Genomic DNA, 20292 nt, shown 5'->3' on the forward strand with positions numbered 1-20292 from the left:
AGCGAATGAGAACAAGTATCAGGAAGGAGGTTGAAACGAAGTCTGTGAGCACGCTGACGATCATTGTGGGAGCGAGCTTGCCCGCGATGGGGGCATATCAGTCAACACTGATGCCGAATGTTCGACCGCTATCGCGGGCAAGTCGAATCGTCGCACCGCCGCTCCCACAGGTATTGAGTGAAGCTTGAGATCTGTTAGCTGACGGCCATCAAGCCATGTCGGCGATGGTGCACGTCGAGCTGATCCTTGATCACCCGCAGTACCTTGGCCTCGTGCTCATGGATAAAGAAGTGACCGCCGGCCAGCATGTCCACGGAAAAACTGCCGTGGGTTTCCTTGCGCCAGCCGATCAACTGCTCGGTGGTGGCCCGATCATCTTTGCCGCCGAGCACGTGCACCGGGCACTTGAGCAAAGGACGCTGCTGCGGTTCGAAGCGCCCGCACAGCAGGAAGTCCGCACGCAGGACCGGCAGTGTCAGGCTCATCAGCTCTTCATTGGCCAACACTTCTTCGCTGGTGCCATTGAGGGTGCGCAGTTGATCGATCAACTCGGCATCGGTCCTGGGCTCTGCGAAACCTCGATCGTAGTCCGCCCGCATCGTCGGCGCGGCCGTGCCCGAGGCGAACAGCGCCACTGGCTCCGGGCAGCCCAGCGAGCGAAACGCATGGGCCATTTCAAAGGCCAGCAACGCGCCCAGGCTATGACCGAACAATGCGTATGGCGCCCTGAGCGTGGCTTTTTGTTCCTGGGCGAGCTGCAGCGCCAGGCGTCGCATGTCGGTGTGCAACGGCTCGCCATACCGCGCGCCACGGCCCGGCAGTTCCACCGGCTGCAGCGTGAGCCATTCCGGCAGTTTGCGCCGCCAGCGGCTGTAGACCATGGCGCTCGCGCCTGAATAGGGCAGGCACAGCAATGTCAGCTGGGTCACCGGGCTTACCTCGAAAAGTTGTCTACCAAGAGAACGGATGAGGCCGGCCTTGAATTAGTCCCAAGGTTGTAGAAGTGCCGAACACTGACATTGTGGCGAGGGAGCTTGCTCCCGCTCGGCTGCGCAGCAGTCGTAAAACGGGTGGATGCGGTGTATCTGAAAAATCTCAGTGAATGGTTTTGGGGCCGCTTCGCGACCCAGCGGGAGCAAGCTCCCTCACCACAGGTTCTGTGGTTCGCTTATCTCAGGTGACGATAGCTTTGGACTGCAGAACCGAGGACCACCGCACCGGCAGCAATCGCCACCCAGAATCCGCTACGGGCCCCAAACGCATCGATCAGCCAACCCGAGCCGGCCGCACCGATTGCCACGCCAATACTCAGCCCGGTGACCAGCCAGGTCAGGCCTTCAGTCAGTTTGGCCGGCGGCACGATGCGCTCCACCAACGCCATCGCCACAATCAGCGTCGGCGCAAAGAACAGCCCGGCGACAAACACCGCCAGCGACAGCCCGAGAATGTTCGTCGCCAGCAGCAACGGCAACGTGGTGACCGCCGTCGCCACCCCGCCATACAAGAACAATCGCGGCAGCGGCACTTTCGAGCGCAACACCCCGAACGCCAATCCCGCCAGGCAGGAACCGATGGCATACACCGACAACACAATGCTCGCCGCTGCCGGCTGGCCCTGCTGCTGGGCGAAGGCCACGCTGACCACGTCCACCACGCCAACGATGGTGCCCATGGCGACCATCAACAGCATCAGCAGTTGAATGTCGAGCGAACGGATGATCGAGCCTTGATGGTGTTCTTCATGGGGATGCACCGTCGGCTCGGTGTCCCGTTGCAGGACAAACGCCGTCACCCCGATCGCCAGCATCAGCAACGCCGCCAACGGACCGGCCTCGGGAAACGCTACCACGCACAACCCCACCGACAGCGGCGGCCCGACAATAAAGCAGAATTCGTCCAGCACTGACTCCAATGCGTAAGCGGTTTGCAGCTCGGGCTGGCCGCGATACACCTCGGTCCAGCGCGCACGGACCATCGCCGACATGCTCGGCATGCAACCGGACAGCGCGGCGAACACAAACAACGTCCAGTTCGGCGCCTGCAAGCGGGTGCACAGCAACACCAGCAACAACGCCCCACCACCGATCAACGCCGAAACCGGCAGCACCCGACCTTGGCCAAAGCGATCCACCAGCCGCGAGACCTGGGGCGCACAAAACGCCGTGGCCAGGGCAAACGTGGCGGCCACCGCACCGGCCAAACCGTAGCCGCCTTGCAGTTGCGAAAGCATGGTGATCAGGCCGATGCCGGTCATGGAAATCGGCATGCGCGCGATCATCCCGGCCAGCACGAACGCTCGGCTGCCAGGGGCTTTGAACAGGTCGCGGTAGGGGTTGGCCATGGGGTCACGTCTCAGCTGGGGCGAGCAAGTTGCCATAAGAATGATCGAGGGCAAAGCCCGGATTTGTTGGTTGAATGTGAACGTCGCTCAAACCGTCCCGGCAAGTACTGACGCTCAAACCTTGTACAAAACACTTAGGTCGGCAGACCCTCAGGCGCTTTAACGAGACATTGAAAACGGTCTAATGGAAATTTGCAGTTGGTAAACGCCTTGACTAGATTTCGATTTATACAAGTACACGTCTGAATTTCCCTACGTCGTCTGGTCAGCAGTAAAGGTCCGGTAGCGAAGACACCATGGAGTCTGGCTATGGACGAATTTCTTATCCTGGTTGACCGACAGGATCGTAAAAAAGGTATCGCCGAGAAGTTGCAAGCCCATCAACAGGGCCTCTTGCACCGCGCCTTTTCAATCCTCATTTTTGACAGCGACGGCCGCCTGCTGCTGCAACAGCGTGCGTTCGGCAAATACCATTCCCAAGGCTTGTGGAGCAATACCTGCTGCGGTCATCCCCGCCCGGGCGAACGGACCGCTGCCGCAGCGAAACGGCGCTTGTTTGAAGAAATGGGCATCACGTGTCCGTTGCGTAAAGTCTTTACCCTTCTCTACCGTGAGCCGGTTTCAAACCAGCTCATCGAGTACGAGTACGGCCACATATACATCGGGGTCACCGATTGCGAGCCCGTCGCCAATCCCGAAGAAGCCAATGACTGGCAACGGCAAACGCTGCCCGAGCTTGCGCAGCGTATTGCCGCCGCGCCCGAGACCTTCACTATCTGGTTCCGCAGGGTGCTCGAAATCATCGGACCTACCGGGCTAAACGCCTGGAAAGACCAAGCCCTAGCCGGCCAGCAAGCGGTTGCCGAGCGAAAAGGAGCACCCGCTCATGAATGACCGCTCGCGGACGGTTTCAACCACACCCTTGGCGGAAAAGCAGCCGTCTCCGGTTTTGTTTACGTTCGAAGCCTGGAAGCAAGAGGTTGTGCAGCGCATCCAGTCAGCACTGAAACACGCGTTGCCTGCCAGCGACAAGCATCCGACGCGCCTGCATGAAGCAATGAGATACGCCGCGTTGGGCGCTGGAAAACGCTTGCGTCCACTGCTGTGCCATGCCGCCGGTGAAGCCGCCGCGGCCTCACTCGAAGCGCTGGATGTGGTGGGCGCCGCGCTGGAATTGATTCACGTCAGCTCCCTCATACACGACGATCTCCCTGCCCTAGACAACGATTCCCTGAGGCGTGGCGTGGCCACGGTACACGTGCAATACGACGAAGCGACCGCGATTCTGGCGGGCGACGCCTTACTGGCCCACGCGTTTGAGGTTTTGAGTCGGGCGCCGGTACCGGAAAACACAATAGCCCGATTGATGGGCGAAGCGGCCACGGCGTGCGGCTCCAGTGGCATCGCTGGCGGCCAGATGATCGACATCTCCAGCATCGATACCGAAATCGACCTGGCGCAGCTGGAACAGATGCACCGGATGAAGACCGGCGCCCTGATCCAGGCCAGCGTGCGCATGGGCGCGCTGTGTGCAGAACATACCGTACTGAACCTCGAAAGCCTGGATCGCTATTCGGCCGCCCTCGGCCTGGCGTTTCAGATTGTCGACGACATTCTCGATGCGACTTCGGACACGCAAACCCTGGGAAAAACCGCCGGCAAGGATGCCGCAGCCCATAAGCCGACCTATGTCTCGGTACTCGGACTGGAGCGCTCCACAGAGCTTGCGCACCAACTGGGTGAGCAAGCACATGACGCATTGAAAACCCTGGCAGGCAGAACCGACCGCCTTCATGGACTGGCCGACCTGATCATCAAACGCTTGCGCTGAATGCACGAAGATTAAGATCTTTTCATGGTCTGCCCTGAACTCTCGCCAGCCCCCGCCAGTCAGCTAATTAAGCCCTCAATTCAAGGCGCTAACGCTGATGCAGATTTCCCTCGACCAACAAGTCGCCCTCGTCACCGGTGCCAGTTCCGGCATCGGCGCAGGCGCTGCCAAGGCTTTGGCTGCCGCTGGGGCTGCTGTGGTGATCAACTACAATTCCCAGGCTGAACCCGCCGAAGCACTGGCCCGGCAGATCAACGCTGATGGCGGTCGCGCCCTGGCCCTCGGTGCCGATGTCTCCAACGAAACAGACGTCGAACGGCTGTTCGCGCAAACCCTCGAAGCGTTCGGTTCGCTGGACATTCTGGTGGCCAATTCGGGTATGCAAAAAGACGCCAACGCCGTGGACATGACCCTCGCCGACTGGAACCAGGTGATCGGCGTCAACCTCACCGGCCAATTCCTTTGCGCCCGCGCCGCCCTGCGGATTTTCAACAAGCAAGGCATCCGCAAAGGCGTGTCCAGGGCTGCCGGCAAGATTATTCATATGAGTTCGGTACACCAGCGAATTCCCTGGGCCGGGCACGTCAATTACGCCGCGTCCAAGGGCGGCGTGGACATGCTGATGCAAACCCTCGCCCAGGAAGTCAGCCACCAACGCATCCGCATCAATGGCATCGCACCGGGGGCAATTCGCACGGCGATCAATCGCGATGCCACTTCGGGCGACCACCTGCAGGATCTACTCAAACTCATTCCTTATGGCCGGGTCGGTGAAGTCGAGGACATCGCCAATGCGGTGGTCTTCCTCGCTTCCGATGCCTCCGACTACATCGTTGGCACGACCCTGTTCATCGACGGCGGCATGAGCCTCTATCCGGAGTTTCGCGGCAATGGCTGATCATCATCCCGAACGACAAAGCGCCATCGACGCCCACGGCATCATCGGCGACATGCGCAGCGCGGCGCTGGTCAATGACAAGGGCAGCGTCGACTTCTTCTGCTGGCCGGAATTCGACAGCCCGTCGATCTTCTGCTCGCTGCTGGACACCCCCGAGGCCGGAATTTTCCAGCTGTCGCCGGACTTGCCTGATGCCCGTCGTGAGCAGATTTACCTGCCCGACACCAACGTGCTGCAAACCCGCTGGCTCAGCGACCGCGCCGTGGTTGAAGTCACCGACCTGCTACCGATTGGCGACAGCGAAGATGATTTTCCGGTGCTGATGCGCCAGGTTCGCGTGGTCAGCGGCCAGGCGACGTTTCACATGCGCTGCGCCGTGCGGCATGACTACGCTCGCGCCAAGACCCGCGCGCGCATGGATGAAAAAGACGTGGCTTTCGAGGCCGACGATCAGCCCTCTCTGCGCCTGTCATCGGATCAGACCTTGCGTATCGACGGCAACGCGGCCGTCGCCGAATTCACCCTCAAACAGGACCAGAACGCGGAATTCCTGCTCGGCGGCATCGACGACCCGCGTTTCAAGGAAGGCGCCGCCGGGTTGTGCCTGGAGCGCACGCTGAAGTTCTGGCGCGACTGGAGCGGCCAGTCCAACTACCGCGGTCGCTGGCGGGAAATGGTCAACCGTTCTGCCCTGGCCCTGAAGCTGCTGACCTCGCGCAAACACGGGGCGATCCTTGCCGCGGCGACGTTCGGCCTGCCGGAAACGCCCGGCGGCGAACGCAACTGGGACTACCGCTACACCTGGATCCGCGACGCCTCGTTCACCGTCTACGCGTTCATGCGTCTGGGCTTCGTTCAGGAAGCCAACGATTACATGCGCTGGCTGCGCGGGCGGGTCAGCGATTGCCAGGGCAAACCGAAGAAACTCAACATCCTCTATGCCATCGACGGTCGCCAGAAACTGCCGGAAACCGAGCTCTCGCACCTGTCCGGCCACGGCGGCGCGACGCCGGTGCGCATTGGCAATCAGGCTTACGATCAGGTCCAGCTCGACATCTTCGGCGAGCTGATGGATGCGGTGTATCTGGTCAACAAATACGGCGACGCCATCTCCCACGAAGGCTGGCAACACGCGGTGGAAGTCGTGGATCAAGTCTGTGAAACCTGGCAGCAAGAGGATGTGGGCATCTGGGAAATGCGCGGCGAACAGCATCACTTCCTGCACTCGCGGCTGATGTGCTGGGTGGCCTTGGACCGGGCCATTCGCCTGGCCTCCAAACGCTCCCTGCCCGCGCCTTTCGCCCGCTGGGACCAGACCCGCCAGGCGATTTACGCCGACATTTGGGACAACTTCTGGAACGAAGAACGCGGGCATTTCGTGCAGCACATCGGCGGCACCGCGCTGGATGGCTCGATGTTATTGATGCCACTGGTGCGCTTCGTCAGCGCCAAGGACCCGCGCTGGTTGTCGACCCTCGAAGCCATCCAGAAAACCCTGGTCCGCGACGGCATGGTTTATCGCTACCGCAACGAAGACAACCAGATCGACGGTCTCGCCGGCACCGAAGGCGCCTTCGCCGCGTGTTCGTTCTGGTACGTCGAATGCCTGGCCCGGGCGGGTCAAGTGGAAAAGGCGCACCTGGAGTTTGAACAGTTGCTCAGGTACGCCAATCCGCTGGGGTTGTACGCCGAAGAGTTCGACAGCCATGCGCGGCATCTGGGCAACACACCGCAAGCGCTGACGCACCTGGCGCTGATCAGTGCGGCGAGTTTTCTGGATCGGAAATTGAGTGGGGAGAAGAATTACTGGCAGCCTTGAGACCGCGTTGCCGCCTTCGCGGGCAAGCCTCGCTCCTACAGGGTAGCGTCGCACCAAATAGTGCGATCACTCCGAACCTGTAGGAGCGAGGCTTGCCCGCGAAGAGGCCATCAGCCATACACAAGACTTACTACCTGCCTGCAAAACCAGTGGCCGATGCAGGGCAAGCACCTACAACCATTAAACAAACCTGCCCAATCACCCGAAATCACTCATTCCAACAGCCCGAAATCGTTTGTTGCCAGCCGTTACATCCCCCCCTACCATCCACAGTCAACGGGTGCAGCGGAGCTGCCCGATAAAACCCGAATTCAAGGAACCAGAATGAGCCAGCGTATCCACCGCCCCATCGACACCCCTCTCCGTTCAGGCCTGAACCGCGATGAATTGTGGGAGGCCCACGACAAAGGCCTGATTAAATGCTGGGAAATCGGCCGCCAACGCGCCGCCCGTTTCCCCGAACTCGCCCAACGCTGCCTCGTCGGTGAGTTGCCGGTGCTGGGCTGGAAAGGTGGCGTCAGCCGCAGCCTGAAGAAACTCGAAAAGTACGGATCCTTGAAATACCTGGCCCAGTGGCAGGGTTTGCGTGGGGAAGATCTGGATGTTGATCTGGGTGAAGAGAGGCCTCTGACGTGTTCGCGGACCAGGATGGTGGTGACGTTTACGCCGGACCGGTCGAAGTACTTCAACCAGGTGGCGGAAGTCGAGGCCTGAGTCGGCGGCACTCTAGTCGATTTGCATCATTCGTTTCAAAAAAACACCTCTGGAGCGTCCCATGAACAATGAAGCGTTGATCCAGTACACCAAAACCTCGGTGTTGATGGTCGCCTACGAAGAACACGGCCCTGCCACCGGCGACCCTATCATCCTCCTCCACGGCTTCCCTTACTCCCCACGCGGCTACGACGAAATCGCCCCGGCCCTCGCCGTTCGGGGCTACCGCGTTATCGTCCCGTACCTGCGTGGCTACGGCCCAACCCGCTTTAATAGCCCCGACACCCTGCGCTCCGGCCAGCAAGCCGCCCTCGCCCAGGATCTGTTGGACTTGATGGACGCGCTGGCCATCTCCAAGGCCACGCTCTGCGGCTACGACTGGGGCGGTCGGGCGGCGTGCATCGTGGCGGCGCTTTGGCCGGAGCGGGTTCATTGCCTGGTGACCGGAGACGGCTACAACCTGCAGAATATCCCCGGCTCCACGCTGCCACAGGCCCCGGAAACCGAGCATCGCCTCTGGTATCAGTATTACTTTCACACCCCGCGCGGGATCGAGGGCCTGACGAAAAATCGTCGGGACTTGTGCGAATTGCTCTGGAAATTATGGTCACCGACCTGGGCGAAAGGCCCTGAGCGCTACCCACTGAGCGCGCCGGCCTTCGACAACCCGGATTTCGTCGAGGTGGTGATTCACTCGTACCGTCACCGATTCATGTACACGCCAGGGGACCCGGCACTGGAGTGGATGGAAAAAGCGCTGACCAAGCAACCGCCGATCAGCGTCCCGACGATTTCCCTGTGTGGTGCCGACGATGGCGTCGGACCGGCCGAGGAGATCGATGAGGACATCGAACATTTCACTGGGTTTTATGAGCGACGAGTGCTGGCGGGCGTTGGCCACAACATTCCCGAAGAAGCGCCCGAAGCGACACTCAAGGCAATACTGGATCTGCTTCAGCGCTGACAGAAAACCGCTCGCGATACGCTTGCGGCGTTACGCCCATGGCCCGCAGAAAACTGCGGCGAAGCGTTTCTTCACTGCCGAACCCGCACTGCACCGCCACCCGTTTGATTGGCAGACCGGTATCACTGAGCAAGCGGCGCGCGGTCTCGACCCGGATCAGTTCGATGGCCCGCGCCGGCGTCTGGCCGGTGTCGGCGCGGTAATGGCGAACGAAGCTGCGTTCGCTCATGCCGGCCTGCAAGGCGAGTGTCGGAATGCCGAGATCCATGGTGAGATTTTCGCTGATCCAGGCATGAAGTTCATCGAACCGGCTGCCTTCCTTTTGCAGACACAAGGTCACGCTGAACTGCGATTGACCGCCCGGACGCTTGAGGAACACCACCAGTTGCCGGGCGACTTCCAGGGCCATCGTGCGCCCGAGATCCTCCTCGACCATCGCCAATGAAAGGTCGATGCCGGCCGTGACACCGGCCGAGGTCCAGACCGGGCCGTCGTTGATAAAGATCGGATTGGGTTCGACCCGCAACAGGGGATGCTGCTGCGCCAATTGTTCGCAACGGGTCCAGTGAGTCACCACCCGCCGACCATCGAGCCAACCACTGGCCGCCAGTAAAAACGCCCCGGTGCACACCGATGACACCCGCCGACACGCCGTCGCATGCTCACGCACCCAGGCCACCAGCGACTCATCTTCCGCCGCCGCGTAAACACCCCAGCCGCCGGCGATGATCAAGGTGTCGCTGCCTTGCTCGGGCAACGGCTCGGCCAACAGAGCCAGTCCCGCCGACGACATCACCACTGCGCCACCGCTGGCAATTACTGTCGGCGCGTAGGGCGCCGGCAAGCCTTGTTGAAGGGCGATGTCGTTGGCCGAAGCGAACACCTGCAACGGCCCGGTGACGTCGAGCAATTGCACGTTGGCGAACGCGAGCACATGAATGGTTTTCGGCATGATTGGCGTAATTCGTGGGGTAATTGGCGTATACGCCAGATCCTACGAGCCTAGAGTAAGGCCGTCCACCCACTTCATGAGAAAAACACCATGACGTTGCAGATCGGTTTTCTGTTGTTTCCACAGGTTCAACAACTGGACCTCACCGGCCCTTACGACGTGCTGGCCTCGCTGCCGGACGTGAAGGTGCATCTGATCTGGAAAGACCTGGTGCCGGTTGCTTCGAGCACCGGGCTGGTGCTGAAGCCGACCACCACCTTCGACGATTGCCCGCCGCTGGATGTGATCTGCATTCCCGGGGGCAGCGGTGTCGGGCCGTTGATGGAGGATGAGCAGACATTGGCCTTCATTAAGGCTCAAGCTGACAACGCGAAATACGTTACGTCGGTGTGCACCGGCGCGCTGGTGCTCGGCGCGGCCGGTCTGCTCAAGGGCAAACGCGCGACCACGCACTGGGCTTATCACGAACTGTTGGCGCCTTTGGGGGCGATACCGGTGAAAGATCGCGTTGTGCGCGACGGCAATCTGCTGACCGGCGGCGGGATTACCGCAGGGATCGATTTTGCCCTGACCCTGGCGGCCGAGTTGTTCGATAAGGACACGGCCGAGCTGGTGCAGTTGCAGCTGGAATACGCCCCGGCACCGCCGTTCCAGGCAGGCAGCCCCGAAACAGCGCCGCCGAGCGTATTGGCAGAAGCGCATCGGCGTGCGGCGCCATCCCTGCAGCAAAGGGCGCGGATCACTGAGCGGGCGGCGGCCAGGCTGTAGCGGTACTTTTCGACAGGCGAAAAAAAACCCGCTTCGGCGGGTTTCTCAAGACCATTTTCGACATCCTGTCGGCAGCCATCCTGGCCAATGGTCGATCATCCCTGATCCTGAGCACTCCCTGTGCTTCAGTTGATGGATCCAGAATAAGCGTATCGGTGAAGCAAAAAAAGACGACATACCCGTTAGCCGGTGTAAGCCTTTGACCATAAGATCAAAAATCCACACAGTTTTCAAAAGGCGAAAAAAAACCCGCCGAAGCGGGTTTTCCCAAGACCATTTCGACTCCCTGTCGGAAGCGAATCCTTGCTAATGGTCGATCATCCGTGATCCTGGAGCACTTCCTGTGCTTCAGTTGATGAGGCTAGATTACGCTTCGGATCCAATGTGCAATAGACGACATAGCTACCATCGCGTGTAAGACATTCGCTATACCCGCCCTTCCGAAAACCCTTAGACGCGTCAGCCAATCAGCATGGAAGCCGCGAGTTCAGCGGCCTGCAGCTGAACGTGCGCCGCAAGCTCATCGTTATCCTCGAGAAACCAGGCCGCCGACAACCCGGCAAACGCCAACACCCATTGCAACAGCCGTTGACGTTCAAGCCCCGCTGCCTGGGCCACGACCTCGATCTGTTTTTTGAAGCGCTGCGGATCAGTCGCCGTCGGCAATTCGGGATTGCAGATCAGGTTGGCGTAATCGAACCCGCGTTCGCCGATCACCCGCTTGGGATCGATAGCGAGCCAGCCTCGCGGACCGAAATCCAGAACATTGTCGTGATGCATATCGCCGTGCAAAACCACCACATCCTGCGGCTCGGCGAGCAACGCTTCGGCGGTTTTCAGACTGAGTACGTAAATGCCGCCCTGCTGTTCGGCGGCCATGCGCAAGGAAGAGAACCATGACGATAAGGGAATCAGCGGCGGCGGCGATGATGGACGCGCTGCGTGTAAACGAGCCAGCGCCGCACACAGGATCCGGCTGGCCTCGTCATCCTGGCCGTTGAGCGCCATGTGCATCAGCCATCGCTCGCCCTCGGCACGTTCCAGCACCAGCGCATCGCCATGATGAGCGTAAACCCGCGCGGCGCCCTCGCCGTCCCACCAGGTCATCAGCAGATTGCCGAACTTTTCCTCGGCATCGACGGCGACCTTCAACATGGCCGGCAAATCACCCATCCGTACCGGCAGCAAACGACTGCCGGGCGTGATGATCGGTTCGCCGTCCGGCACCAGGGCCCAGCGTTTCAACCAAGGTTCAAACATGCAGCGTTTACTCTGACTGACTCTCGCGAGCCTTGGCGCTGGTTTTCAGAAACTCTTCGATATTGCTCATCTGCTCATCCCAGCCACGGCTGTCCATGCGGAACGCCTTGAGCCTGCGCGTCTGCGGGATGTGATCAAAACCGGACTCGGTGACCTTCAACAAAGTGCCTTCATCCATGTCTTCGAGCTCGAACTTCACCAGCGTGGTGGGCTCCTGGGAGTAATCGACTTCAGGCTCCACGGCATACGGGTGCCAGCGAAACGAAAACACCCGCTCCGGCTCGACCCGCTCCACCAGCACATTCCACAGCAGGTGCTCATAACCCGGGTAAGTAATCTGCCCTTGCGTCCATTCACCGGCGACAAAGCGCTTGCCCTCCAGCGCCACGCCAAACCATTGCCCGAAGGCCTCGGCATTGGCCAGCACGCGCCACACGTGCGAGCGCGGTACTTTGAGCAGGATTTTCCTTTCGATGCGATCTGATGCTGGGTTCATAAGTCACCTCCTGTACTGAACAGTAGGCCTGTAAGACCACAAGACCAACCTTAAAGTTGTATCAATGGGTAGTTGTTATCAAGAATGTCTGAAATATTCGGCTGCATTTCCAGTGGCAAGTTCTGGCTCGCAGACGAATGCCTGGCAAAGTATGTGCTCCGTTGACGCAGGCAAGCTCCTTGGCTAAAGGGGTTGCAACTGACTTCGTTATTGGTTGACCACCTCTTCGCTACACTGCATCTCAACGTTTACCCATCACAGCGAGAATCACGATGCACCCACGCTTCCTCCTGGCCCTGACGCCTTTGCTGTTCACCACCGTTGCCCACGCGGCGGACTGCGACAACGCCACTGACCAGGCCACGATGAATCAGTGCGCGGCGCAGCAGAACAAGGCGGCGGACAAGGAGTTGAATGCGCTTTACCAGCAGATCACCCAGCGTTTGAAGAACAACCCGGACAGCAAAAAGCTGCTGCTCGGGGCACAGCGTTCGTGGATTGCGTTTCGGGATGCCGAGTGCAAGTTCGCGAGTGCCGGGGTGGAAGGCGGGAGTGTGTATCCGCTGATCTACAGCAACTGCGTGACTGAATTGACCAAGGCACGGGTGGAGACTTTCAAGAATTATTTGAAGTGTCAGGAAGGGGATATGGGTTGCCCGGTGCCTGGGGCGTAATACTTCGGTGATGCTGAGGGCCTCTTCGCGGGCAAGCCTCGCTCCTACAGGTTCGGAGTGATCGCACCATTTGGTACGACGCGACCCTGTAGGAGCGAGGCTTGCCCGCGAAGGCGTCAGTTCAGACGCCACAAGTTACCGGACAAATATCTGCGCCGTCGTGATCGCCATATCCCCACCCGGCAACTTGATGCTGCCAATCTGTTTCATGCTCTCGGGGTCAAAGATCGCCACGTCATTAAACGTCCCTGCCAGGTAGATCTTGCTGCCCTCCTTGTTGAAGGAAATGCAGTAGTAGGAATGATCCAGCGTCGCCGCCTGGAGCATTTTCTTCTCCTTGATATCGTATTTGGCCAAGCGGTTGAGCACGCCAAACATCAGGTTCGGATCCTTGGGCGAGCGCATGCCACTGAAGTAGATTTCCGTCAGCGGGCCGAAGTCGGTGGTTTCGGTCTTGCCGGTTTTCAGGTCGATGCTGAACAGCCCGTAGAGGTACTCAGCGGCGGCAGGATCCTGCTTCTTGTCCTTGAATTTCGCCGCGGTGTAGAGCAGCGAGAAATCATGGCGATAGGTCTGCTGGTTCCACACGTAAAGAACGTCTGGCGCGCTGTAGTTCGGGCGCTTCCAGTGACGACTGGGGATCAGTACGTCGAACTTGCCGGTCTTCACATCGACCTTGTAGACGTCCGCCCCCGCCACATACAGCGTACCGTCGTCACCGCTCTGCATGATGGTCAACTGCCGTGGCGCCGGGAAACTGCGCACGGGTTTGGCGTCCATACCTGCGTCGGTGGCGTACACATCGAGCCGCGGTTGCTGCACTTCATAGCGGTCGTTGAGCATCAACGTCGGATTGGCGATGGCAAACAGCTCCTTGCCGTCGTGGCTGAGGGTGAAGGCGAACATCGACTTCGCTTTCTCCCCCGGTTTCTGGGTAATGCTGGCGTGGAACACCTGCTTGCAGCTGTCCAGCTCGACGCCGTAGACATCCGCGTAGTGGTTATTCAGCACATAAGCGGTCTTGCGATCCGGCGATAATTGCACGGTGCCGGGACCGAAGGCGTCCGGCATCTTGCAGGACTTGAACAAGGTGTCCGTCGCCAGGTCGAGCACGTGCAGGTTGTTCGGGTAATTGGTGGTCACCATGTACTCGTGACCGTCTTGCAGAGCGGTGTTTTCATCCGCCCAAACGTTGAACGAACAGACGCTCAGGACGGCGAACGCGGCCAGGCCGCAGGCTTTGATGCGATGCATGCTGGAATCCTTCTTCATGTCCGATCACTTGTCTTTTGGGAAGACAGTGCCGAGGTTGCGCCAGTTGTCATTGGACGCCTGGGCATCCTTGTTCCAGTCCGGGTAGGTGCTCATCATGTCGGGCACCTGGGCCGGCCACCAGCAAGGGTCGGAGCAGCCATACAGGTCAGCTTCCATCGGCTGGCACAGCGACGACACCCCGCCAAACGCATCGATTTCCCAACCCGGGTCAGTGGTCGAGGCGCAGCCCGCAACGGAACTCATCGCCACCACTTCTTCGATACGGTTTTCGGCCGCGGCCTCATCGAGTTTCAACGCTTTATTATTGATTGCCTTGAGATGTTTCATATCAGTGAGCCTTGCGCGGAGTGATGTAGCTGCTGATAAACGCAGGGTTGTGGGCCATGATCCGGGTATAGACCTCGATGCCGAAGTCGACCCAGTCACGCATCAGTTCGCAGTAGTGATAGGTCGGATGGGTCGGGTCGCCGTAACGGGCGTAGCTCTCGTGGTAACAGCCGCCGGAGCAGAGATTGCGGATCTGGCAGTCTTCGCAACCGGTGTTGGTGCGGTCCAGGCGCTGGGACAGGAAGTCATTCAACTCCACCTGTTTCACACCGCTGTGAACGTTGCCGAAGGTCGGCAGTGATGAACCGGTAAACCGGTGGCAAAGGTTCAGTTCACCCTTGTGATCCACCGCCAGCATCTTCAGGCCCGCGCCGCAAGGCAGGGCTTTTTTATGGCCTTCATGGATGTCAGTGATCAACTGGTGCAGGTTGGAAAAACCGATGTTGCGGTGCTCCAGCGCGGCTTCCAGATAACGACGACCCAGCCTCTTCATGCTGGCAAAGACTTCGATCAGTTCGTCGCTGGACAAGTTGAAGGTGCTGATGTCGCCGGAGGTCACCGGGGCAAAGCCGACCTCGGCAAAACCCAGTTCGTTGAACAGGTGATCCCAGATGGTTTCCACATCGGTCACGCCGGTGGTCAACGTGACCCGCGCGCCCACCGGACGGCTGTTGTAGCGCGACAGCAGCATCTCGGCCTTGCGCCGCACCACGTCATACGTGCCCTGCCCGCCCACGGTAATGCGGTTGCGGTCGTGCACGGTTTTTGGTCCGTCGATACTCACCGAAAGCCCGAAGCGGTGAGCATTGAGGTAGTCCACGGTCTCTTCGGTGAGCAGCGTCGCGTTGGTGGTCATGACGAACTCGACGAACTTGCCCGCCTCGCGAAAACGCTTCTCGCAATAATCGACCATGTACTCGATCAGCTTGCGATTGCTCAGCGGCTCGCCACCGAAAAACACCACAGTGAAACGCTCTTCATCGGGCGATTCGCGCAGCAGCATTTCCACCGAGGCGACCGCGGTTTCGACGTCCATTTTCTTGCCCGCCGAGGGCTTGTCGAGGTCTTCCTTGTAGCAGTAGGTGCAGCTCAGATTGCAGCCGGTGTTGACGTTGAGCACCACGGTATTGATCGCGGTGCGCTCGACCCGTTTGGTGCCGATGTCCGGGGTCAGCGGCGAGCCGTCGCTGACCAGTTCCAGGGACATCAACTCGCGCAGGGTCTCGGTAATTTCCTCGCCGTTGAAACGCGATGCCAGGCGCCGGACCAGGTCCTCCGACGAACAGCCGGGACCGCGCAAGGTATCGATTATGGTGCCCGTCAGCTCATCGCTGGCGAACAGCGAACTGCTGGGGATGTGGAACAGCATGCGGTCGGCATCGACGTGCACTTCGTGCAGATTCCGTTCGACCAGATTCAAAATAGCGCCCATTGCAACCTCCTGTGCAAACCCCGTTTGACGGGGCTCACGGTCATTCCAAAAAAATGTCTGAAGCCGTTTAAGTCAGCCAGCTCACGTTTTCAAAATCATGGAATGGGTGGATTGTTCCAGCGTTGCACGGTAACGATCATATGGCCTTCGCCGGTCAGGGATTTCCCTGCGTCGTCGACGGCGGCGATCACCTTGAGGTTGCCGGCATTGTTGGTGGACATCTTGCGTTGCGGGTTCGGCCCGGCATCGCCCGGTGTGAACACGCCACTGTCGGCCTGCATGGTGCCGGCGAACTTGACGTCTTCGTCTTCCTTGGCGCGATCGTCGAAAGCTTCGACCGACCACTGCGCCGGGAACACGCCGATGCGATACGGCTTGCCATCAGCGCCCTTGCCCCAGGCTTCGGCATCGAAACGGCCCTGGACTTTTGGTGTCGAACCACCGCCCTCGCCGATCCGCGCCACCGAGAACTCGGGCACGACTTTGACTTCGTTGATCTTGCTGTAAACCGACAGGGTCGGGCCTTTAAGCGTACCGACGGTGACGTTGCGCAGCCCCGGCTGGGCGTTGGCAGCGGCCTTGAGTTTGACCTTGATGCGATCAGGGCTTTGCTCGACGACTTCAACCACTTCCACGCCTTTGCCGAAGTTCGGTTTGCCGGTGAGACCGCTGCCGATCAGGGTCACTTCAGTCTCGGCACCTACCTTCAGATAACCCGGTTGAACGGCCAGCAAACGACTGCTGCCCTGTTTGGCGGCAACGAAGTCCAGACCGCGCTCATCGTGCTCGGCCTCGAACATCCGGCCCTGCATGGCATTGCCTTGGGCGGCGAACACCTGACGCATGGTCACGCCGTCGATGGTCACGTTGCCGCGCCATTCGTAACCGGTGTAGAGAATCGCGCTGCCTTCGCCGTTGAACGGGCTGCCATCGGCGTATTGGCCTTTGACGCTGACCTTGAACGTGTCGCTGCCATCGGCCGTGACGCTCATCACGCCGGCCAGTTCACCTTTGCCCGGCAAGTGGCCGCTGAAGCTCCAGTCCCCCACCAGCGCTTCGGCTTTGGGAGCCGTGCTCAGCCATTTTTTCCAGGCCGGGTTGTCCAGCGGATAACGCTTGGCCAACAGCGGCACCATGTCTTTTCGAGCCAGGTCGAACCAGTCGCGGTCACGAGACAGCGCCTGGTACTCCAGAGACGGCCATTGGCCGAGGTGGAAGTTGACCAGGCGCTCCCATTCCTGGGCCGGACGCCGTTGCAGGGCGACTCGCGCACCGGAGTGGCAGCGGCCGCACATCTGGCTGGTCTGGTCGTCGAACTTCTCGACGGTATTGAGTCGACGCTCCAGCGCATAGCGCACGCCGTCGGTCTCGCTTGGCGCCAGGCCCTGGGTGTCGGCCAGGTATTTGACCAGGGTCCGGCGGTCATCATCGCTGATCTGCAAACCGTGCATGGTCTGCATCCGGGCGATGCTCATCAGCCAGCCTTCCGGGGTCTTGCGCTGGTGGCTGATGCGGCTCAGGGCGTTATCGGCTTCGGGGGTGTGACAGCCCTGACAGGTTTCCTTGAGGATGGTCTGGGCGTCGCGGGCTGCCAGGCTGTCGGGCGAATGCAGCGCCACACAAGCGGCCACGGCCAGCAGACTGGCGCTCAGGCCTGATCGGAGTCTTCTCTTCATCAACGTCGAACCTCGCACGGTGCTTTCTTATTTTTGTGGCTTATCGTTTTTATGGTTTCTGCCGTCGGCGGCGCACCGCTGACGGAGGCAAGAGAAACGTCTGCAATGAGCAATACACGGAGCGTGCCAGCTTGCCGATAGCCTTTTTTATCAAGCAGTTACACGAAGACAAGGCCCGCGAATCGCGGTTGGGCGGGTTCGCCTGCGTCTAATATCGCGACAGGTGTTGCAACCTGAGACAAGCATAGATGCCCCGGCCGGAACAGTTCATCGCCCGACGATTGACGGACGCTGCAGGCGGGCGCGAAATAGTTGTTCACCGATTGCCAGTCCGAGGAAGACAAAATGGCAAGCATCACTGTCCTGGCGGGGGACTTTTTGCAGGGTGATGGAGAGTACAGAGACGGCGTTTTTACCCTTAGAACGTCGCTTCACCCGTGGCCCGGCATCGCCCTCCCGCTCTCATTGTTCAAACGCGTGGAAGTCGCTAACCAGGAATCGATCAACAACATCAAGGACGCCATCGGTTTCGGCGTGGCGGGCGCGATGTTCCTGGGCCCTATCGGCGCAATTGCCGGGTTCATGCTGGCCAGAAAAGAAACCGAAGTGACCTTCCTGGCGACGCTCAAAGATGACAAAAAACTGTTGGCTGCCGTAGATAGGGACTCGTTCGAAGAGATTGCACGGAAAATTTCCTCCTGAACAGTCAGCGTGAGCCGCACCACCTCGGTGGTGCGGCGTGTCGCCCTTTCAGCTGAAGAACGTCGGCTGAGTGCCTTTGTGAGCTTCGATTTCCTGACGCATATCCGCCACCAGCGAGGCGATTGCGTGGGGACTGTCCAGTGCCCATAGCGGTACATGGGTCGCCACCAGTTCCACTTTGCCCGTCATGCAATCGCAGACCCGGATCGTCAGGGATTGGTCCGCCTCCATGCTGCACGTGCACACGGCGGGCAGCATGCTGTGCTCAATGATGTTTTGAATTTCCAGGGTTGAAAGGAACATCGTTACCTCCCTCACGCCAGATGTATTACGGGATGAACGGTCCGTTGCGTCACCCACCGACGCCCAAAAATTCTAGTCCTGAATAATCAGAGCCTCAAGGCCGCGACAGGGTCGCTCGTCGTCTCATGCCTGTCGCAATTTGCAACAGCCACGCTGTGTCCGCAACGCCCTTGAGCGCCTGAAAACCCCGCAAGCCAAGGGCGCCCTTGCCTTTGCAGAGACTTGGCACAGCCATTGCCAACCGTTAAGAAAGCCACGTTTCACGAACAACAAGAGGTCTCGACAAATGCCCCTCCCTTATTTGCTTCCCACCACTTCAGCGTTTATCCAGCGCGCTCCGCGCATGCTGATCGGCGGCGACTGGGTCGAAGCCGCCGACGGCCAGACCATGCCCCTGCACAACCCGGCCACCGGCGAAGTGCTGTGCGTGGTGCCACGGGCCACGCCCGAGGACGTCGACCGCGCCGTGCTGGCCGCTCGTCAAGCATTCGATGACTCGGCCTGGACCCGCACCCGCCCAAGGGAGCGGCAGAACCTGTTGTGGAAACTCGCCGACCTGATGGAACGCGACGCCGAACTGCTGGCGCAACTGGAATGCCTGAACAACGGCAAAAGTGCGGCGGTGGCCCAAGTGATGGATGTGCAACTGTCCATCGACTTTCTGCGCTACATGGCCGGTTGGGCGACCAAGATCGAAGGTTCCAGCGTTGAAGTGTCGTTGCCGTTGATGCCCAACGATCAGTTCCACAGCTTCATCCGTCGCGAAGCGGTGGGCGTGGTCGGCGCCATCGTCGCCTGGAACTTCCCGCTGCTGCTGGCCTGCTGGAAACTCGGCCCAGCCCTGGCCACCGGTTGCACCGTGGTGCTCAAACCCGCCGACGAAACCCCGCTGACCGCGCTGAAACTGGCCGAACTGGTGCTGGAAGCAGGGTACCCCGAGGGCGTGTTCAACGTGGTCACCGGCACCGGGATCACCGCTGGCTCCGCGCTGACCCACAACCCGTTGGTGGACAAGCTGACCTTCACCGGCTCCACAGCCGTGGGCAAGCAGATCGGCAAGATTGCCATGGAGTCCATGACCCGGGTCACCTTGGAACTGGGCGGAAAATCGCCGACCATTGTCATGGCCGATGCCGACCTGAAGTCCGCTGCCGCCGGCGCCGCCAGCGCGATTTTCTTCAATCAGGGCCAGGTGTGCTGCGCCGGTTCCAGGCTGTATGTGCAGCGCAAGCATTTCGACAATGTAGTGGCGGACATCGCCGACATCGCCAACGCCATGAAGCTCGGCAACGGACTGGACCCGAGTGTCGAGATGGGGCCGCTGATCTCGGCACGGCAGCAGGAACGGGTGTACGGCTACATCGAAAAGGGCCGGGAAAGTGGCGCGACCATCGCCTGCGGCGGTGAGCAGTTCGGGCCGGGGTTCTTCGTCAAACCGACGGTGATTGTCGATGTCGATCAGAAGCACTCGCTGGTGCAGGAAGAGATCTTCGGCCCGGTGCTGGTGGCGATTCCGTTCGATGATGAAGCCGATGCATTGCGCATGGCCAATGACAGTCCTTATGGGCTGGGCGCGAGTATCTGGTCGAACGACCTGGCGGCGGTGCACCGGATGATTCCGCGGATCAAGTCGGGGTCGGTGTGGGTCAATTGCCACAGTGCGCTCGATCCGGCGCTGCCGTTTGGCGGGTACAAAATGTCCGGGGTCGGGCGGGAGATGGGGTATGCGGCGATTGAGCATTACACCGAGTTGAAATCCGTGTTGATCAAGCTCTGATCGGCGGCGACTTTCAGGCCGCCTTCGCGGGCAAGCCTCGCTCCTACAGAGGGCTGCGTACCCCTGTAGGAGCGAGGCTTGCC

General features: G+C 60.1%; 20 protein-coding genes. 10 read left to right on the forward strand and 10 right to left on the reverse strand.

Annotated elements, in window-relative coordinates; all coding sequences use genetic code 11:
- Positions 1–194: 194 nt before the first annotated feature.
- Together ACA075_RS20665 and ACA075_RS20670 are read right to left on the reverse strand one after the other, a co-directional pair.
- Positions 195–929, reverse strand: coding sequence for a thioesterase II family protein (locus ACA075_RS20665; protein WP_497295028.1), 735 nt, complete (start codon positions 927–929; stop codon positions 195–197).
- A 239-nt stretch (positions 930–1168) separates the two neighbouring features.
- On the reverse strand, positions 1169–2341 hold the full coding sequence (locus tag ACA075_RS20670; protein WP_497295030.1) for an MFS transporter: 1173 nt from the start codon (positions 2339–2341) through the stop codon (positions 1169–1171).
- Positions 2342–2650: 309 nt separating this feature from the next.
- Between ACA075_RS20670 and idi the strand changes: the two genes are divergently transcribed.
- The 6 genes from idi to ACA075_RS20700 all read left to right on the forward strand — a co-directional run bounded on the left by idi (position 2651) and on the right by ACA075_RS20700 (position 8567).
- Positions 2651–3235 (forward strand): isopentenyl-diphosphate Delta-isomerase, encoded by a 585-nt coding sequence (gene idi / locus ACA075_RS20675; RefSeq protein WP_497295031.1) that lies wholly within the window; start codon positions 2651–2653, stop codon positions 3233–3235.
- A complete protein-coding gene (locus ACA075_RS20680) occupies positions 3228–4172 on the forward strand; it encodes a polyprenyl synthetase family protein (RefSeq protein ID WP_497295033.1) in 945 nt (314 codons plus the stop codon). Before idi ends, ACA075_RS20680 begins: the two co-directional genes overlap by 8 nt.
- A gap of 97 nt (positions 4173–4269) precedes the next feature.
- Entirely contained in the window at positions 4270–5070 is an 801-nt protein-coding gene (locus ACA075_RS20685; RefSeq protein WP_497295034.1) for a glucose 1-dehydrogenase, read from the forward strand.
- A complete protein-coding gene (locus ACA075_RS20690) occupies positions 5063–6889 on the forward strand; it encodes a glycoside hydrolase family 15 protein (protein ID WP_497295036.1) in 1827 nt (608 codons plus the stop codon). The genes ACA075_RS20685 and ACA075_RS20690 overlap by 8 nt, the downstream gene beginning before the upstream one ends.
- Before the next feature lie 324 nt (positions 6890–7213).
- On the forward strand, positions 7214–7603 hold the full coding sequence (locus ACA075_RS20695) for a hypothetical protein (RefSeq protein WP_497295037.1): 390 nt from the start codon (positions 7214–7216) through the stop codon (positions 7601–7603).
- Between the two features lie 61 nt (positions 7604–7664).
- A complete protein-coding gene (locus ACA075_RS20700) occupies positions 7665–8567 on the forward strand; it encodes an alpha/beta fold hydrolase (RefSeq protein WP_497295039.1) in 903 nt (300 codons plus the stop codon).
- Here the strand turns inward: ACA075_RS20700 and ACA075_RS20705 are convergent.
- Complete coding sequence (locus ACA075_RS20705; protein WP_497295040.1) at positions 8536–9519, reverse strand: GlxA family transcriptional regulator; 984 nt, start codon at positions 9517–9519, stop codon at positions 8536–8538. The two genes, ACA075_RS20700 and ACA075_RS20705, sit on opposite strands and share 32 nt — an antisense overlap.
- Positions 9520–9609: 90 nt before the next feature.
- Between ACA075_RS20705 and inhA the strand changes: the two genes are divergently transcribed.
- Positions 9610–10287, forward strand: coding sequence for an isonitrile hydratase (gene inhA / locus ACA075_RS20710; RefSeq protein WP_497295042.1), 678 nt, complete (start codon positions 9610–9612; stop codon positions 10285–10287).
- Positions 10288–10746: 459 nt separating this feature from the next.
- Here inhA and ACA075_RS20715 read toward each other — a convergent pair whose 3' ends face one another.
- The gene (locus ACA075_RS20715) at positions 10747–11547 is read right to left on the reverse strand and encodes an aminoglycoside phosphotransferase family protein (protein WP_497295043.1); all 801 of its coding nucleotides are present in this window, start codon (positions 11545–11547) and stop codon (positions 10747–10749) included.
- Between the two features lie 7 nt (positions 11548–11554).
- Positions 11555–12043, reverse strand: coding sequence for an SRPBCC family protein (locus tag ACA075_RS20720; RefSeq protein WP_497295045.1), 489 nt, complete (start codon positions 12041–12043; stop codon positions 11555–11557).
- 272 nt (positions 12044–12315) lie between these two features.
- On the opposite strand from ACA075_RS20720, the gene ACA075_RS20725 reads away from it, so the two are divergent.
- Complete coding sequence (locus ACA075_RS20725) at positions 12316–12717, forward strand: lysozyme inhibitor LprI family protein (protein ID WP_497295047.1); 402 nt, start codon at positions 12316–12318, stop codon at positions 12715–12717.
- A gap of 135 nt (positions 12718–12852) precedes the next feature.
- Here ACA075_RS20725 and peaD read toward each other — a convergent pair whose 3' ends face one another.
- The 4 genes from peaD to peaA all read right to left on the reverse strand — a co-directional run bounded on the left by peaD (position 12853) and on the right by peaA (position 17427).
- A complete protein-coding gene (peaD, locus tag ACA075_RS20730; protein ID WP_497295048.1) occupies positions 12853–13971 on the reverse strand; it encodes a quinohemoprotein amine dehydrogenase subunit beta in 1119 nt (372 codons plus the stop codon).
- 24 nt (positions 13972–13995) lie between these two features.
- On the reverse strand, positions 13996–14319 hold the full coding sequence (gene qhpC / locus ACA075_RS20735) for a quinohemoprotein amine dehydrogenase subunit gamma (RefSeq protein WP_008027961.1): 324 nt from the start codon (positions 14317–14319) through the stop codon (positions 13996–13998).
- 1 nt (position 14320) lies between these two features.
- On the reverse strand, positions 14321–15751 hold the full coding sequence (gene peaB, locus ACA075_RS20740) for a quinohemoprotein amine dehydrogenase maturation protein (protein WP_497295050.1): 1431 nt from the start codon (positions 15749–15751) through the stop codon (positions 14321–14323).
- 95 nt (positions 15752–15846) lie between these two features.
- Positions 15847–17427, reverse strand: coding sequence for a quinohemoprotein amine dehydrogenase subunit alpha (gene peaA / locus ACA075_RS20745; RefSeq protein ID WP_497295052.1), 1581 nt, complete (start codon positions 17425–17427; stop codon positions 15847–15849).
- Positions 17428–17772: 345 nt separating this feature from the next.
- Between peaA and ACA075_RS20750 the strand changes: the two genes are divergently transcribed.
- Positions 17773–18129: a hypothetical protein gene (locus ACA075_RS20750; RefSeq protein ID WP_497295054.1), complete on the forward strand. Its 357-nt coding sequence runs from the start codon at positions 17773–17775 to the stop codon at positions 18127–18129.
- Positions 18130–18177: 48 nt separating this feature from the next.
- Here ACA075_RS20750 and ACA075_RS20755 read toward each other — a convergent pair whose 3' ends face one another.
- Positions 18178–18432 (reverse strand): DUF1652 domain-containing protein, encoded by a 255-nt coding sequence (locus ACA075_RS20755; RefSeq protein WP_497295055.1) that lies wholly within the window; start codon positions 18430–18432, stop codon positions 18178–18180.
- 286 nt (positions 18433–18718) lie between these two features.
- On the opposite strand from ACA075_RS20755, the gene ACA075_RS20760 reads away from it, so the two are divergent.
- Complete coding sequence (locus ACA075_RS20760) at positions 18719–20209, forward strand: aldehyde dehydrogenase family protein (protein WP_497295057.1); 1491 nt, start codon at positions 18719–18721, stop codon at positions 20207–20209.
- Positions 20210–20292 lie beyond the last annotated feature (83 nt).

The organism is Pseudomonas sp. LBUM1663 (assembly GCF_059695905.1).